The sequence below is a fragment of the Niameybacter sp. genome, assembly GCF_036655075.1.
Classification (GTDB): domain Bacteria; phylum Bacillota; class Clostridia; order Lachnospirales; family Cellulosilyticaceae; genus Holtiella.
Genome location: NZ_JAVVQU010000005.1, coordinates 48,631 through 66,007, shown reverse-complemented (window position 1 = coordinate 66,007; position 17,377 = coordinate 48,631). Strand labels below are relative to the sequence as shown.

14 protein-coding genes are annotated in these 17,377 nt (G+C 36.8%); 13 read left to right on the top strand and 1 reads right to left on the bottom strand.

Annotation, left to right across the window (positions count from 1 at the left end):
• Nucleotides 1–95: 95 nt before the first annotated feature.
• The 10 genes from RRY75_RS02865 (at nt 96) to RRY75_RS02820 (ending at nt 10,610) form a co-directional block, all read left to right on the top strand.
• Nucleotides 96–1,031, top strand: coding sequence for an ABC transporter ATP-binding protein (locus RRY75_RS02865; protein ID WP_332527755.1), 936 nt, complete (start codon nt 96–98; stop codon nt 1,029–1,031).
• 12 nt (nt 1,032–1,043) lie between these two features.
• A complete protein-coding gene (locus tag RRY75_RS02860) occupies nt 1,044–2,084 on the top strand; it encodes an ABC transporter permease (RefSeq protein WP_332527754.1) in 1,041 nt (346 codons plus the stop codon).
• Nucleotides 2,081–3,196 carry an ABC transporter permease gene (locus tag RRY75_RS02855; protein ID WP_332491467.1) on the top strand — a complete coding sequence of 372 codons (1,116 nt, stop codon included), beginning with the start codon at nt 2,081–2,083 and terminating at the stop codon, nt 3,194–3,196. Before RRY75_RS02860 ends, RRY75_RS02855 begins: the two co-directional genes overlap by 4 nt.
• 17 nt (nt 3,197–3,213) lie before the next feature.
• Nucleotides 3,214–3,477: a YkgJ family cysteine cluster protein gene (locus tag RRY75_RS02850; protein ID WP_332491466.1), complete on the top strand. Its 264-nt coding sequence runs from the start codon at nt 3,214–3,216 to the stop codon at nt 3,475–3,477.
• Nucleotides 3,478–3,489: 12 nt separating this feature from the next.
• Nucleotides 3,490–5,283 (top strand): MutS-related protein, encoded by a 1,794-nt coding sequence (locus RRY75_RS02845; RefSeq protein WP_332491464.1) that lies wholly within the window; start codon nt 3,490–3,492, stop codon nt 5,281–5,283.
• A gap of 178 nt (nt 5,284–5,461) precedes the next feature.
• Complete coding sequence (locus tag RRY75_RS02840) at nt 5,462–6,235, top strand: hypothetical protein (protein ID WP_332491462.1); 774 nt, start codon at nt 5,462–5,464, stop codon at nt 6,233–6,235.
• A 3-nt stretch (nt 6,236–6,238) separates the two neighbouring features.
• Nucleotides 6,239–7,429, top strand: a complete 1,191-nt coding sequence (locus RRY75_RS02835; protein ID WP_332491460.1) for a hypothetical protein — start codon at nt 6,239–6,241, stop codon at nt 7,427–7,429.
• Between the two features lie 13 nt (nt 7,430–7,442).
• Nucleotides 7,443–9,320, top strand: coding sequence for a HAMP domain-containing sensor histidine kinase (locus RRY75_RS02830; protein ID WP_332491458.1), 1,878 nt, complete (start codon nt 7,443–7,445; stop codon nt 9,318–9,320).
• Between the two features lie 10 nt (nt 9,321–9,330).
• Entirely contained in the window at nt 9,331–10,029 is a 699-nt protein-coding gene (locus tag RRY75_RS02825; RefSeq protein WP_332491456.1) for a response regulator transcription factor, read from the top strand.
• A 59-nt stretch (nt 10,030–10,088) separates the two neighbouring features.
• Entirely contained in the window at nt 10,089–10,610 is a 522-nt protein-coding gene (locus tag RRY75_RS02820) for a gamma carbonic anhydrase family protein (protein ID WP_332491454.1), read from the top strand.
• 105 nt (nt 10,611–10,715) lie between these two features.
• On the opposite strand, the gene mprF is transcribed toward RRY75_RS02820, so the two are convergent.
• Nucleotides 10,716–13,079, bottom strand: coding sequence for a bifunctional lysylphosphatidylglycerol flippase/synthetase MprF (gene mprF, locus RRY75_RS02815; RefSeq protein WP_332491452.1), 2,364 nt, complete (start codon nt 13,077–13,079; stop codon nt 10,716–10,718).
• A gap of 193 nt (nt 13,080–13,272) precedes the next feature.
• Here mprF and RRY75_RS02810 point away from each other — a divergent pair, with 193 nt between their 5' ends.
• From RRY75_RS02810 to RRY75_RS02800, 3 genes are all read left to right on the top strand, one after another.
• Entirely contained in the window at nt 13,273–15,372 is a 2,100-nt protein-coding gene (locus tag RRY75_RS02810; protein ID WP_332491450.1) for a sodium-translocating pyrophosphatase, read from the top strand.
• A gap of 228 nt (nt 15,373–15,600) precedes the next feature.
• Nucleotides 15,601–16,896, top strand: coding sequence for a Na+/H+ antiporter NhaC family protein (locus tag RRY75_RS02805; protein ID WP_332491448.1), 1,296 nt, complete (start codon nt 15,601–15,603; stop codon nt 16,894–16,896).
• A 45-nt stretch (nt 16,897–16,941) separates the two neighbouring features.
• The gene (locus RRY75_RS02800) at nt 16,942–17,334 is read left to right on the top strand and encodes a DUF3892 domain-containing protein (protein WP_332491446.1); all 393 of its coding nucleotides are present in this window, start codon (nt 16,942–16,944) and stop codon (nt 17,332–17,334) included.
• Nucleotides 17,335–17,377: the final 43 nt, after the last annotated feature.

Below are 17,377 nucleotides of genomic sequence, written 5' to 3'. Positions count from 1 at the left end.
TGACTAAAGTCATAGTAGAGTGTTACTTTTAGTACTTAAAAGTAGCACTCTTTTTTCATACAATAGAATTATCAAAGAAACGAGGAGAAAAGAGTATGAATTGTGTAGAACTTAAAGGTGTGTATAAAAGCTTTAAAGATAAAGTAGCACTGAAACATATAGATATTACAGTGGAACAAGGTGAAATATTTGGATTACTAGGTCCTAATGGAGCGGGAAAGACAACCCTGATTAATATTTTAGGTATGGTAAAGAGAAAAGATGCAGGTACGGTGAAAGTTCTTGGTAAAACATTGGAGCAAGCGCCTATGATTATTAAAAGAAAGATGGGAGTGGTACCTCAAGAATTGGCTATTTTTGAAGAACTAACAGCTTATGAAAATGTTCGTTTCTTCGGTAGTTTGTATGGCTTTAAAGGAGAGGTACTAAAAGAAAAAGTTTATAATGCCCTAAAGTTTGTAGGACTTGAAGAGCGAGCAAAAGATAAGGCGAAGCATTTTTCGGGAGGAATGAAGCGCAGGCTTAATATTGCGTGTGGCATTGTACATGAGCCAGAACTCGTTATTATGGATGAACCAACAGTAGGAATAGATCCCCAGTCTAGAAACTATATTTTAGAAGCGATTAAAACCTTAAGGAGGAAAGGTACAACAATTATCTATACGACTCACTATATGGAAGAGGCAGAAGCCTTATGTGATCGTATTGCTATTATAGACCGCGGCGATGTTATCGCTATAGGGACTAAAGAGACACTTGCTGGGATGATAGAGGAGTGTGCTGTATTACAGGTTGCTGTAAGGGATATGTCTAAGATCAGTGAAGAGCAACTGCTTCGTATAAAGGGTGTAGAACGTATACACTTTGAAGGGAATACAGTGAGTATTTGCTCAAGAAGAGAAGTGACAAATCTAGACCAAATTATAGCGTTACTTATTCAAGAAGGAGCAGAAATTACAGATATCTATATGAAAGAACTTAACTTAGAAGATGTATTTTTGAACCTGACAGGTCGAGCACTTAGAGATTAGGGGGATGAAGGCATGACGATATGGATGAATATTTTAGAACGTAAACTGAAAGACTTTACAATTCTTTTTCTTATGACGCTTTTTCCTATTATATTGACCGTACTTTTTGTTAATATGTTTACGCTTACGGAAGACGTAGAAAAGTCAATAAATTTCTCAGTGAGTGTGAAACAGGAAAAAGGGTTGTTGGGGCAAACTTTGGGCACATATTTCAAACAAGTTGAGGAAAGTAGTGGAATAGGTATAAGTGTCAAAGATGGAGTAGAGGCAGATTTTGTAATAGAAGTGAATGAAGACACCCAAGAGATTTATATGGTCAATCAACAGGGTGAAATGATGGAGGAGATTGTCTTAGCTAATCTTATAGATGAGTTTGCTACGGCATATAGTATAGGGCAAGTAACAGGATATGTAGAAGGAATAGATATGGCTATTCCAGAAGAAGTGATAGAGTCTAAAGTAAAGGCAGATATAACGATACCATTAGTAGCAACTATGCTTATTTTTGGAATTATGTTAGGTGGAAATTTTGGTATTAAACAAGTGGTATATATGAAGCAAGCGGTAGGGAGACGTACCTTTACAGCTGCATTATCTAAAGGAAAACTCTTTGCTATGGAGTACACAACGAGTGTCTTAATTATATGTATTACAGGCATTATAGGGATGGTTGTGTATCAAATCATCTACCATATAGATTTTATGAGTGCGTGGGTAGGATGTATAGGGCTTTTGATAGGTGCTAGTTTAATGACAACACTTCTAGGTATGACTATTGGGCTGTATGTGAAGGAAGAAGACATGGGGGGCAATATTCTTTCACTCATAGTTACTTTATCAGCAATCCTAAGTGGAAAGTTGATGCCTATGTTTGAACTTGGGGATGTTACACAGCTTTCGCCCATCAAACCATTAATAGAAGCATTAGAAGAGTTAGTCCAGTATGGAAGGTTTTCCAATGGAGATGTATTGCTGGTTTACTTAGTGGGAGTGTTAGGTATATTAGGTGGATTAGTTGTTATTAAGCTTAAAAGACAGGAGGAGGTACAATGAATCAAATTTTAAAAATAGCAAAGCATAATATAAGAATGTTTTTTATTAGGCCATGGGCAATCTTACTGTTATTTGTACCTATCGGACTTTCACTTTGTGCCCAAATGCTCTTTGGAAATGAACAAAATATGCTACTTGGAAAAATAGGATTTTATACTACAGATGCAAGTGGTATCACTCAGGTTGTAAGGCAGGAGTTAGAACGTGCCCAAGTAGAGAGCGTGACTTATGAAGATGAGGCTATGCTTAAAGAGGCATTAATAAAAAAGGACATAGACTTAGGTGTTGTGATGACGTATGATAATAGTTACAAGACATTTAAAAATCATCAAATGCCCTATAAGCTTGTTGTCGTAGGAGAGGAAACAAACCAACTTAAAAGTATTTTGCACAGTAAGCTTATACAGCTTACACAACTGATTCACGTTTCTAAGGATGAAGCGGAGTTTAATGTACTGTATGAAACGGTGCAACAACAAAAACCCACACTTAGGGCAGAAAATGAAATGCAAAAGGTTATGACAATGACCATAAGTTTTGGATTCTTTGGGATGATATTCTTGCTTACAGCAGGGATTGGATTTAGTCCTATGATGAGGGAGAGAGAGTTATGTGTATATGAGAGGATGAATGTAGCACCTCTTAGAAAATATCAGTATGTACTTGGGCATGTATTAGGTGCTTTTAGTATCCTATTTGCACAACTACTCATCCAACTTATTGGTATGAAGTGCTTCAAGATTGACTTTAATTTGGATAGTATAGAATTTCTGCTCATTGGAATAGCACTTGGTATCGTTGCAATAAGTGTGAGCTTGTTTGTATTATCTATCAGCAAAAAAAGTACAGTGTATCATCTTATTATGGGGATAGGCGTGACACCTTTATGTATGTTAAGTGGCCTATTCCTGCCAATAGAACTCTTACCTATGTGGCTTCAAAAAGTAGCGTATCTTTCACCTGTGAGATGGGTTATGCAGGGTTATACACAAATGATACAAAATAAAGCATTGATAGATGTAGTAAGCAGCTTAGTTGTAGCTATACTTATTGCTAGTGTCCTTATTCTAATCAGCTTGAGTATAACCTCTAGTTATCAAGAGCAGGAATAAAAGAAAAGAGGGTAGCCATGGAATGTAGGCAAAAGTGTGGGGCATGTTGTATTGCCCCATCTATTTCATCAACTATACCGGGAATGCCAAAGGGTAAACCAGCAAGTGTTAGATGTATTCAGTTAGATGAAGAAAATAGGTGTAAAATATTTGGACATCCAGAGAGACCTAGAGTGTGTAGTGGCTTACAACCAAGTCAAGAAATGTGCAAGGCGTGTAATGAAGAGGCTATTAAGTATTTAGAAGAGTTAGAAAGACTGACGAGTCCAGAAAGTCATTAGAGGAGGATAAGCATGGAAGTACCATTTAAGCAACTTGAAGAGAAATACCATAAACTATGGGAAGTAGAAAAGAAGAAGTACAATCAGATTGCAAATTGGCGAATGATTGCGCTAGTAGCAGCAGGCTATATGACTTACTTAATAGTTAAGAGTCCTTCGCAACTTTTATTTTGGATAGGTGCAGGGGCTTCTTTTGCTGCTTTTATCTACTTTATCTATAAACACCAAAAGGTAAAAGAGCTCATGGAGTACTACAGTAGTATGGAAGAGGTCAATAAGCGTTATAGTATGCGTATGACGAAAGAGTGGCATGCGTTTAGAGATAAGGGTGAAGCGTTTGCAGTAGATGACCATCCCTATGCTTTAGATTTAGATATTGTGGGGCCACAGTCTTTGTTTCAAAAAATTAATACAACCCATACTTGGCATGGACGTCAGTTGTTAGCGGAGTCACTGCTTTGTAATAACTTTCAAGAAGAAACCATTGTGGCACGACAAAAGGCTATTGGAGAATTGCTTAATGATTTGGATTTTTGTCAAAGAGTTGAAGGTGCAACGAGTAGGCGTAAAAAGGCAATTGAGGAACCTAAGAAACTGTTAAGCTATGCAAAAGAAGAGTCAGGTTTCTTACACAATAAAGCATTTAAGAAACTGATTAAAGGGCTTCCATATATACTTGTAACCATGGTAGGACTAAGTTTCTTAACGCCTTTTGGATGGTTAAAAACGTTGACCACCATGCTGATTATAGCAACCTATGGTTTGGTGATGTTTTATATACCACGTATAGGTAAGGTTAAGGAATTACTTATGAGTATGATGTATGATCTTGAGGAGTATGTGGGTATACTTGACGTTATTCAAGACAAAATATTTATGACGCCTTACTTAAAGGAGCAGGTGGACTGCTTATTTAATGGTGAAAAAAATGCATTACAATGTTTGAAGGAATTAGAACACATTAGTAATTTAGCTCATATTACTTATCAACCTATTGTAGCTATTCTTTTGAATGGTCTATTTGTCTGGGATTTACAAGTGGTTTTAAAGACAGAAAAATGGCGTCAAACTTATGGAGATCATATAGAAGACTACTTAAAGGCAATAGGTGAAGTGGAAAGTTTGATTAGTTTAAGTGTACTGGGACATATTGAACCAGATGCCCACTTCCCTATGGTATCAGAGGAAGGACAATCTATAGAGGGTGATGCGCTAGGACATCCGCTTATAGAAAGAGATGGGCGCGTATGTAACGATGTCCATCTTAAGAATGAGATTTTTGTTATTACGGGTTCTAATATGTCAGGAAAAACGACGTTTATGAGAACGTTGGGTATTAGTCTGGTACTTGCCTATAGTGGGGCACCTGTTATTGCAGATCAATTTAAATGTAGTAAGATGAACCTTGCTACTTCTATGCGTATAAGAGATGATTTAAGTCATGGCATTTCTACTTTCTATGCAGAGCTTACGCGTATTAAGGAAATTATAGAATTGGCGAGAGATAAGGGTAAACAGTGTTTCCTAATTGATGAGATTTTTAGAGGGACTAACTCAGGAGATAGAATCATAGGGTCAATGAGTGTAGTAAAAGCACTAAGTAAATATGGTAGTATTGGTGCGATTACTACACATGACATGGAACTGTGTCAATTGAGTGAGGGAAAAGGTGTAGCTAATTATCACTTTGAAGAACAGTATGGAGAGGATGTCATTAACTTTGACTATAAGCTTAGAAAAGGGAATTCTACAACAACCAATGCGAAGTACCTTATGAGGATGGTAGGTATTGAAGTAATAGAGTGATGAGTAAAACTATAGAAAAGGTCATATATTAAGACAGGAGGGATAAAGTTATCCCTCTTTTTTATTTAACAAAATAATATAAAGTTCTTAAGAAATCTTAAGCTTTGACAGGTGTGGACATTAAGAAGTTAGAGGTAAGATAGGTATATAAGATCAAAAACAAAAGGAGCTAGGGAAGATGAGTGAAGAACAAGATAAATTAAATCAGTTATCAGAAATTATAGATGTGGAATTTTTACCTCTCTTAGACGATGAGGACTTCAAAAGAGAAAAGATAGAGGGGGAAGAAGGGGTAGAAATGGCTGTAGTGCCTATTACAAAACCTGCTATGGAATCTAAAGAGGAGCCTGCGGAACAAGAAATAAATCATCAAGGGCATCAAATCCAGCAGGATGTTTACCAAGACACAGGGTATTCTAGCTATCAGCATGGGCCTAGCCAAGAGCAAGAGGGATACAAGGAACAAGCTAGATATAATGAACAGTCTAAAAATAATGAGAAAGTTAAAGATAACGAGAAAAATAAATATGATAATCATACTAACAAGCAAGATACTTCTTATGCATCATATAACTCAACTAAAAAAGAAGAGTTTAGAAAAAAGAAGAAAAAGTTTGGGGCATCACTAGCTGGTGGGATTGGTCTTGCTTTAGCTATTCTATTGGGGTTGCCGTTTGCAGTATTATTAGGTGGAGCAAGCTTATTTGTAATAGGAGTGGGTGTGTTCTTTAGTGTATTTGCTGTAGGAATGGGTATATTGGGACTAGGTGTAGCAGGGTTTAGTACAGCAGCAGGAATAGCACCACTTGGCATGCTTTTCTTCTTTGGAAGTTTGATTGCTATCGGAGGTGGAGGCCTTGGATGTTGTATCATTAGTCTTATTTTTATTGGAATTAAAAACTTATTTGTAGGCGGAAAAAGAAAACTTAAGAGAGAAAGAGAGGAGGCATAATTTATGAAAGCTTTAAAATTTTTTGTAGCAGGATGTTTAGTACTAGTAGGTATAGGGGTAGTGGGTACAGGTGTTACATTAGGGGAAATGTATAAAACAAACCAAACAGTATTTGAAATGAACCAAAAAGAAGAACTAAAGGCAACGGCACTTCAAAACCTTTATATAGAATCAGACGTACCTGTGCGCATTATGCCTACAGAAGGGCAGCCTTATGTAACTTTTGAAGCATCAGGAAATGGTGTGATGTTTCCAGAGCCTAAGTATGAACTAGAGGTAATCAGTGAGGGGAATGCTTCTCACATTAACTTAAAACAAGTACAAAGCTCAGAACTTTACATTTTTACAAATAATTTGCATGAAGAGCTTGTTGTATACATGCCTCAACAAGATATGGATACCTTAAAGGTCGTAGCACAGGATTATCATGGTTTGCAATCCTTTAAATTTGCGTCTACAGCAAACATTAAAGATTTGAGTATAGATGCAGAAAGGATAGAACTTAATTTAAAAGGGGGATATACTAATGTTGAGATTAAAGCATACCAAGGAAATGCACTTATTCATTCCAATACCCCAGCTCAAGTTAAAATTGATGGCGTAAGTAATACAACACTTAAAGGACAAATCGCTCAGGTAGATGTGAAAAGTAATCATAACTCATCAGGAGGTAAGTTGATTATAGAAAGTGATTTAGAAGCTAAAATCAATATTGATCGGGGGTATGGGGAGACAATTATTGATGGTAAAGTAAGTGACGTGAATATGACCAATGTCACTAGTTGCGTAACCGTTAATAGTAGTACACCTTATAATGCAACGATGAATGGTTCTGAGTATAATATGGATGTGAAGCTTAAGGGGATGATGCAAAATGTTACAGTAGAGGGAGAGTATGGTGATGTTAGACTGTATCCAACAACGACACCTAAACGCATAGAAATCCTTGGAGAGCAGTTAAATATACATGCAGTGCTTCCAGAAAGTATTACAGGATTTGAGATTAAAAAGCAAACAGATGGGTATGAAGGGGAGTATGAAAATCAAGGTAGTTATGAAGACCAAAATATATTTATAGACTTTGATGTGAAAAGTGAAAACATTAATAGTGGATTAAGAAGAATCTACTATGGAGATGAAGCTATGAAAATGTTTATTGGGTCTAAGTATGGAAACGTCTATATTACCAAATAGAGAGGGATAAAAGATGGGTGAAAACATCAAGAAAAGATTTGAAAAAGAGAAAAAGATAAAAACAACAAAGATAAAAAAAGAACGATTTATTAAGGTGAAAATAATAGGAGCGCAGCTGAAAAATAGAGGCTGCGCCCTTTATGCTACCTATAAAAAGAAGGTTTTAGAGAGTATCAGGCTACAAATATTATGGATGGTTTTTGTAGCTTTTATACTAGCAAGTATAGGTGGTATGTTTACAAACTATATGGCAAGAAATTTTAATATAGGTTATTACACACATCTAGATTATAGAGAAGCTAATCAGCAGTTGCAAAATAAGCTTGCACAAGCTGTAAGACAAATTAATGAGTTAGAATATGTGAACCTTAATCTAAGGATAGACCTACAAAGGCTATATGATACAATAAAGGAAGTTCAAAATGACGAAATAGGTATATATAATTTAGCAGAGCAACTTGACCAGATGAATAGTCTAGAATACGAAGGCAACCATATTAGCTATAACGAGGCTATAGAGTCTGTTAAAACTAGCTTTCAAAATATATCAGAAGAAGAGCTTATAAAGTTGTACCAACAGCTGGTGGGATTAATAGATGAAAATAAGTGGGTACAAGAAGAAGTAGAACAAGTTTTAGAAGAATTTATGAGTATACAGGGCTTATCAGAAAGTCAAGATAAGAGAGCGGCTGTGGAATATATCTTGCAGCGCCTAGACTCGAGTATTAGTTATGCTAGTGACACAAAGACTTTTTTGATAGATAGTAAGGGAAACATTATTTATGGAGACAACTTTATTAGAACCATTGATCTATTAGAAGCTATCAGAAAATCGGCTACTTCTAGTGAAGCGCTGGAGGAAGAACAAAGAACAAGCTTATATCCTGTCATTATTGATGGAGAGGTTTACTACGTCATGAATAACACGGTACTTACAGGTATCGAAAAAGGAAGCTATTCTAATAGTTCAGATGTATTAAGCTTTTTAGTAGGTGCCATAATCTTTATCTATATTATCTTAAGAGGGACTAAAACTAAGATTAAATATGTAGAATACTTAGGATATTGCCTAGGAGAAATCTCTAAAGGAAACTTAGATTTTGAGGTTGAAAAACGAGGTGAAGATGAGCTTGCACGTGTAGCAAGTGCTATGACAAAGATGGAGTATGAGTTAAAGGAACAAATGAAAGAACGTGCACAATCTGAAAAGACAAAGAGTGAACTTATCACCAATGTTGCGCATGACTTAAGAACGCCTTTAACTTCTGTTATAGGCTATATAGGACTCGTAAAAGAGCATAAAGCAGCCAGTGAAGAAGAGAGTGCAAAGTACTTAGAAATTGCTTATAATAAGGCTGAACGCTTAAAAATACTCATTGAAGATTTATTTGAATACACCAAACTGAGTAACAGGTCAGTTAAATTGAAAAAAGAAACACTGTCTGTAGCTACACTGGTGAGTCAGTTAACAGAGGAATTAATGCCACTTGCAGAAGATAAGTCTATTACTATTAGCTACCATGTAGCAGCTAAAGAGACGAATGCTCAAATAGATGTACTTAAGATGACTCGTGTATTTGAGAACTTAATCGAAAATGCCATTAAGTATTCTGATGAAGGAAATAGGATACAAGTCATTATCCAAGAGACAAAAGCGTACATCTATGTAACGGTACGAAACAGAAGTCATCAAATCAAAGAGGGAGATATAGAGAAACTCTTTGATAGATTCTATCGTAGTGACAGCTCTAGAAATAGTACGGCAGGTGGTAGTGGACTAGGCCTTGCCATTGCCAAGAACATAGTCGACATGCATGAGGGTAAAATATGGGCACAGTTAGACCAAGATATGATTAGTTTCAATGTGAAACTACACAAGGCTGTAGAGTGAGGTGAAGAAAATGGAAACAGCAAGAATTTTAGTTGTAGATGATGAGAAAGAAATTCGCGACTTAGTTGGCATTTACTTAAGAAATGAAGGATATGAAGTGGTTTTAGCAGGGACTGGACTTGCTGCTTTAAAAGTAGTGAAAGAAGTAGAAATGGATTTAATCATTTTGGATGTGATGATGCCAGAGGTAAATGGTATTGATGCCTGTATGCAAATCCGTCAAACTTCTAATGTACCCATTATTATGTTATCAGCTAAGACAGAGGATATTGATAAAATTATGGGACTATCTGTAGGTGCAGATGACTATTTGGCTAAACCTTTTAATCCGTTGGAGTTATTGGCAAGAGTGAAAGCACAGCTAAGACGTGCAACAAAGCTCAATGCTTTTTCTAAGAATAAGGAGAACATTCTAGAAGAGGATGAACTTATGATGGACTTAGAAGCAGGTAAGGTCTATAAAAATAATATAGAGATTCCACTTACACCTACAGAATATGGGATTTTGAAGTTGCTCTGGGTTAACAAGGGTATTACCTTTAAGACAGAAACCATATATGAACGTGTATGGGGGCAGCCTTATTTTGAAAATACTAATACGGTTATGGTACACATCAGAAAGTTACGTGAGAAGATAGAGGAAAATCCTCGTGACCCACTGTATGTATTTACAGTATGGGGGGTAGGCTATAAGTTTGGTATAGACTAAGGAATAGGTCAAGACACTAGAAAGTTATAACAAGAAATAGCAAGAAGATAGGTGATAAAATGATACAAAGCATACTGGGTAAGGTGCCACAAATTCATGAACAAGTATTTGTAGCAGAAGGCAGTAGCATTATAGGTGATGTTCAGATAGAAGCCCATAGCAGTGTTTGGTATAATGCTGTCATCAGGGCAGATGTAGGGCCTGTGGTCATTCAAGAAGGCTCCAATGTACAAGATGGAGCAGTCATACATGTTTCTCATAGTCAAGGGACCAGAGTAGGAAAAGGTGTAACAGTAGGACATAATGCCATCGTACATGCTGCTACGATAGGTGACTATACCCTAGTGGGTATGGGCAGCATTATTTTAGATGGTGCCCAAATCGGGAAACATTGCATTATTGGTGCAGGTGCACTGGTAACAGGTGGTACTATTATAGAAGATGGAATGCTTGTATTAGGGTCACCAGCAAAGGTAATTAAAACTTTGAGTGAAGCACAAATACAAGGGCTTTATGAATCTGCAGAACACTATATAGAACTAAGCAAAGTCTATCGTCAAGAATGTCAACAAGGTGAGTAAAAATAGATGAATAGATTAAGCAAACAATAAAGTATACAATCATTAAAAAGAGCACACTTAGACCGTTGTTCTCATAAGAGAATAACGGTCATAAGTGTGCTCTTTTTAATGGTCTTTTGTGCCACTAATCATTTTTGTAAGTTGTAGAAGTGCACTTGGTAAGTGAGTGCCTTTAGGATAAGCAAGATAAGTGCTCTTCCATTCAGGATAGAATTTTTCCTTATACTTACGAAGGCCCTTGAAACTATAAATCTTGTTTCCATATTCATAGATGTATTTAGCCATTTTTTCTTTAGCTGTTGCAAATTGGTTAATGCCTACATTAGAAAGAGGAGCTTTACCAAGAATAAAGGAGTCATAGCCTTCTTCAATAGCCCACTCTAAAAGGCCTATAAAGAGCGCATCCATAGAACCATTAGGAGGATTTGGAATAAGGCGCATGAGGTCTAGAGAAATAGTATGTGTAGTATAAAGAGGCATAATAGTTGCAAAGCCTACAAGATCATCACCTACACTGATGATACCAATAGGTGCACGGTTGATATAGTCTTCCTCAAATGCACCTAGTGAGAACTCTTTTTCAGAACGCCCCTCAAGCCAGAGTTCTGAGATGGCATGAAGTTTAGTCATCATATCTGGTGAGAGTGGAGGCTGGAGAAGCTCAAAGGTAAGTTCACCACGGCTCATTTTGTTTTTAATAGTACGTAGAGGTGCACCTTTTTTCCCTGCTAAAGTAAATGTCTTTAGGTCTACAACTGCTTCTTCTCCAAGCTTTAAGAACTTGCAACCATTCTCATGGTAAATAGGTAAATTATCTTCATTAATCTCATAGAAGATAGGAATCATATCGTATTGGTCAGCAAATAGCCTAAAGTGATTGACCGCTTCTTTGAAACATTTTGGATTTCCTATAGGGTCACCTAGTACCATTAGCTTATCTTTGTAAGGGCGATAGGCTATAAGAACTTGGTGGTCGCAAGTATAGAAGAAGCACTTATCTTTTAAGAATAAAAGATGAGTCATGGCATTGCCTTCGTATTGCTTTAAGAAAGTTTCAAGTTCTATAAGGTCTTCATCTGTAGGGTACTGGAAGTCTGTACGCTTAATGGAGAGTGCATTCAGAAGGAGTGCACTAATCAACATAAAGAGGACGAATATAACAGTATCTAATAAGTAGAAGTCGGTTAGAGACTCTAAGACTAGGCTAGGTTTAGAATGAGTAAGGCCATTGTACACTAAGATATATATAAAGCTTACTAAAGTGGTTGCAACAAAGTACAAACTTACTTTCTTAAAGCCAAGAGGGGAACCTTTTCTATAAAAGATATGCTGAGCAGGAGCGAGTAAAAAGGCAATTAAGATGAGTAAGCAAGCTATTTCTATATTAAGCCCTTTTAAAAGTGCTAGCAAACTGCCACTTACTAGAGTAAATAGCGTAATACTGTAAGCAAAACGTACTTTATCCCAAATCCCTTTAGATAAGATGAGTAGGACCAAGCCTACGCCCATAGTACTTAAGCGAAATACCTTCATAAAATCTAAAGAAAACAAGAGATGAACGAGACTTATGCGCACATTCTCCTCAGGCAAAGAAGCAGAAAGAACGAGTAAACTACCTGCAAAGAAAATAAGGGTTGCAAAGGATTTTACACTAAGTAAGTTTACCAGTTGTTTTTGACCTTTTGTTAACTTGCTTTTTTGATTTTCACTTGGGCCAAGTGCCAAGATAAAACAGGTTAATACCCAAGGAATAAGCGAGTAGAAAATCCTAAAGGTAATAAGGACTAATGTAATGTCTTGTGCTTCATAACCTAGACTTAAAAGCAGAATTAAGCTAATTAATTCAAAAATGCCAAGGCCATAGGGAATCAGGCTTACTGTAGAAAGAAAAATAGAAAATCCAAACACAAACAGTACTTGGAGTGTTTCAAAGGGAACTCCAAAGAGTGTAAAGATTAAACAGAAGAACAATCCTGTAACCGTCCATCTGGCTGTAATGCCGAACATTAGTTTAGCACGTGTGATGAAGTTTAATTTAAAGGTAATAGGGAGTGCACCTTCTGCATTGAAAAGTAGCATATTTTTTAAAGAATCTAAGAAGCGAGCTTTCTGAGCATCCACGCCTTCACTGCAATAAAGTTGATAGCGCAAGCTTCCTTTTCTTCTATCTTTATATGAAGCAAAGTCTAGGGCAACCGAAGCAATCCAAGAGATTTTAAAGATGTCTAAGGTTTTTAAGTTAAGCTTAAAAGCACGGCACACAATAAGGTCGTAGAGTGTAGAAAAGGACACGACGAGAAGTCCACCTACAAAAAGAATGCACATATGTAAGAAGTTAGTATGTCTTAAAGTATCTAAAATAGGAGTTAACTGCACGGTACTTAATGGTTTGTATAGAATGAAAAAACCTAAGCAGAACAACAGAAACCATATACTATATTTAGCTAGGTTGAATTTGTTTTTGAACACGGTCATTCCTCCAATGTGTCTATATAAATCTAGTTTAACCGTTATTATTATAAACTATTAGAAGAAGTTTGTAGAGTAAATCCTTAAGTAAAGATTTAATTCTTGGTATTAGAAATAGATATATTTATAAAAACTCAGCATAAAAATAGAGTAGAGATATCCATATTATTGTAAATTAATAGGAGGGGTTGATATGGATTTAATGGTACTAGCACCTATTGGTGCAGTATTGGCATTGGTATTTGCTTTTTACAAAGGATTTAAAGTCTATAAGATGGAAGAGGGAACGGAAGAAGTTAAGGAAATTGCAAAGAAAATACGCATCGGTGCTAATGCTTATTTACGGAGACAGTACAAAGGCGTATCCATATTCTTTATAGGTATGTTTGTACTACTACTTATATTAGGATACCTAGGTTTTGTTTCTATTTTTGTACCATTTGCTTTTATTACAGGTGGAATGTTCTCAGGGTTAAGTGGTTTCATTGGAATGAAAATTGCTACGTTGGCTAATAGCCGTACGGCTACAGCGTGTACGAAGAGCTTAAATAAGGGACTTAAAGTGGCATTTTCAAGTGGAGCTGTTATGGGATTTGTTGTTGTTGGGTTTGGTCTTTTGGACTTAAGTATTTGGTATTATATATTGGATTGGTATTATAAGGCATTGCCTGTAGCCGAGAGAATCGTACACATTACTTCTACCATGTTAACCTTTGGTATGGGTGCCTCAACTATGGCCCTTTTTGCAAGAGTAGGTGGTGGAATTTTTACTAAGGCAGCAGATGTGGGCGCTGACTTAGTAGGAAAGGTAGAAATAGGTATCCCAGAAGATGACCCACGTAATCCGGCTGTTATTGCAGATAATGTAGGCGATAATGTAGGTGACGTAGCTGGTATGGGCGCAGATTTATATGAATCTTATGTAGGGGCAGTGCTATCTTCTTGTGTATTAGCAGTATCAGCAGGGCTCTCTGTAAGTGGTGTTATGATTCCACTAGTAGTGGCATCTACAGGGGTCATTGCTTCTATTATTGGAAGTTGCTTTGTGAAAACAGGAGAAGAAGTTTCTCAGAAGAAACTTTTAAGCGCTTTAAGACGTGGTGTGTATGTAGCTGCAGTTATTATTGTAGCTGTATCTTATTTCATTGTAACAGGCGTATTAGGTAAGGCGTATATAGGGATTTACTTCTCTATTATTAGTGGTCTTGTAGCAGGAATAGGAATTGGTTTTTTTGCAGAGTATTATACTAATTCTAGTTATAAACCTACTAAGCATATTGCAGAGTCTTCTGCTACTGGTTCTGCAACGGTTATTATTACTGGATTAGCAGTAGGCATGTTATCTACAGCAGTACCGGTTATTATTGTAGGTATTTCAGTCATTGCAAGTTTTCTTCTAGCAGGTGGGATGCAAAACTTTAGTTTAGGGTTATATGGAATTGCTATTTCAGCAGTAGGGATGTTGTCTACATTAGGTATTACACTTGCAACAGATGCCTATGGGCCTGTGGCAGATAATGCTGGAGGCATTGCGGAGATGGCAGGCCTTGATCCAGAAGTACGTAGGCGAACAGATGCACTTGATTCATTGGGCAATACAACAGCAGCTACAGGGAAAGGGTTTGCAATTGGTTCAGCTGCACTTACAGCCTTGGCTTTTATTGCAGCCTATAAAGATTCTATAGAATTATTGATACAAGAAAATGGCATAGACTTTGCATTTAACTTATCCTTACTTAATCCTCAAGTACTTATTGGATTGTTTGTAGGAGGTATGGCGACTTTTGTCTTTGCAGCTTTTACGATGAATGCAGTAGGCAATGCAGCTAGTAAAATAGTTGTAGAAGTAAGGAGACAATTTAAGGAAATTCCAGGTCTGATGGAAGGCATGGTTGACCCAGACTATGCATCATGTGTAGATATTTGTACAAAGGCAGCGCAAAAGGAATTGATTAAGGTAGCGCTCATAGGAATAGGGACACCTTTAGTTGTTGGATTTTTACTAGGACCTAATGGTGTAGCGGGATTGTTAGCAGGGGCCACGACAACAGGATTTATTTTGGCTGTGATGATGGCAAACTCTGGTGGTGCTTGGGACAATGCGAAGAAATATATTGAAGAAGGCAACTTAGGTGGAAAGGGTTCGGATAGTCATAGGGCAGCAGTTGTAGGGGATACGGTAGGTGACCCCTTTAAAGATACGGCAGGGCCGGCTATCAATATTATTATTAAGCTTATGGCTATGGTTTCTATTGTATTTGGTATGCTTATTTTAACGTGGCATTTATTCTAAGTAAAGGCAGAAGAAGCAACTATTTAGGAGAGAAGGCTTACTAAATAGTTGCTTTTTTGTTGTTGAAATATTTGTTGTTTTCATAGTTTATACAGTTATAGAGAGAAAATTGTTCTATTTGCTTACTTTATTAAAGTATCACTTGCAAAAATTATATATTGAAATATAAGGTGATTGTATAGTAATGTATAATGGTGAGTAAATTTACATAATCAAAGGAGACTGAAGATGACAAAGGAGCCAAAAAAAAGCAATGCCCTTGCCCTTTTGCCAATAGGGATTTTCTTAATACTTTTTCTTGGGACAGGGATAGCAACACAAGATTTTTATAGAATGCCAGTACTTGTAGCATTTTTAATTGCCGCGACAGTAGCACTTCTATTAAATCGTAAAGAAAGTATGCAAACAAAGATAGAGATTTTTTGTAAAGGTGCTGGGGAAAGCAACATTATTTTAATGTGTATGATTTTCCTGTTAGCTGGAGCTTTTAGTAATGTAGCAAAGTCTATGGGGGCGGTAGAGTCTACTGTACAACTTAGCTTATCTATATTACCTACACATTTATTAGTAGCAGGACTATTTGTCATTGCATGTTTTATTTCTATTTCAATGGGGACTTCTGTAGGCACAATTACAGCACTTACACCTATTGGTCTGGGAATTGCACAAGAAACAGGTATGCCGGTAGCACTTATTATTGGTGCAATTATAGGTGGAGGGATGTTTGGAGATAACCTCTCTATGATTTCAGATACAACTATTGCAGCTGTTAGAACACAAGGGTGTGAATTGAAGGATAAGTTCAAAACGAACTTCTTCATTGTACTACCAGCAGCGATTATTACCATTATTATATTAATTATTTTAACAAAAGGGTATCAAGGAAGTATGCAAGGTGTATACCAATATAGCTTCATACAAGTTATACCTTACATTGGAGTACTAGTAGGTGCACTTTTAGGCGTCAATGTATTTATATTATTAGCAGGTGGGACTGTTTTTGCAGGTATTATTGGGATGCTGAATGGTTCATTTGATTTCTTTGGATTTATGCAAGCGGCAGGAAACGGTATGATGGGAATGGAAGACTTAGCAATGCTTTCTATTGTCATAGGGGGAACGCTTGCTCTAATCAAACATAATGGTGGAATCGACTTCTTACTTAATACGATCAAGAAGTGCATTAGAAGTAAGAAAGGTGCAGAATTTGGAATCGCTGCATTGGTAAGTCTTGTAGACCTTTGTACAGCTAACAATACGATAGCCATTGTAATGGCAGGACCATTAGCTAAAGATATAGCGGATGAGTATGATATTGATCCAAAGCGTACAGCAAGTTTGCTAGATATTTTCTCATCTTGCTGGCAAGGAATGATTCCTTATGGTGCACAAATCTTAGCAGCAGCAGGACTTGCAGCTGTTTCGCCAATGGAACTTTTACCATATATTTACTATCCGATGCTTATGGGAATCTGTGGATTATTAGCCATTGCGTTTGGTTTCCCTAACTTCAAAAGAAAGTAGTATAAAAGTTAAATAGTCATCCATACTAATATTGAGGTGATTGGTATGAACGATACTACACAATACAATAGTGCAAACGAGCCACATGACAACCAAATTATTAATGGTCAACTTGTAGAAGGGCATCCACATACTGTGGAAGCAGCAACAGAAAGCAATACAGAGTTTTTAGCACAAAATACAAATCGTATTGTTTCAGAAGGTGGAGCAGATGCCAAAAGCATTACAAAACTTCTCAAACAGGGTGGAGATGTAGTCGGCTATGAGCTTTCAAATGGGAACAGAGTCTCTTGCGAGCAAGCTATTCAAATGGCTATGAATAATGAGTTGCAACATGTAGGGGTATCTACTTCTAAAGCAGGCACACCTTACTTACGTTCATTAGCAGATGGAGACGAATCCAATAACTTAGGGAATCTCCCTGCAGAAACAGTTTAATATAGACTTATAATCTATGCAGTGAGTAATAAATGGATTAAAA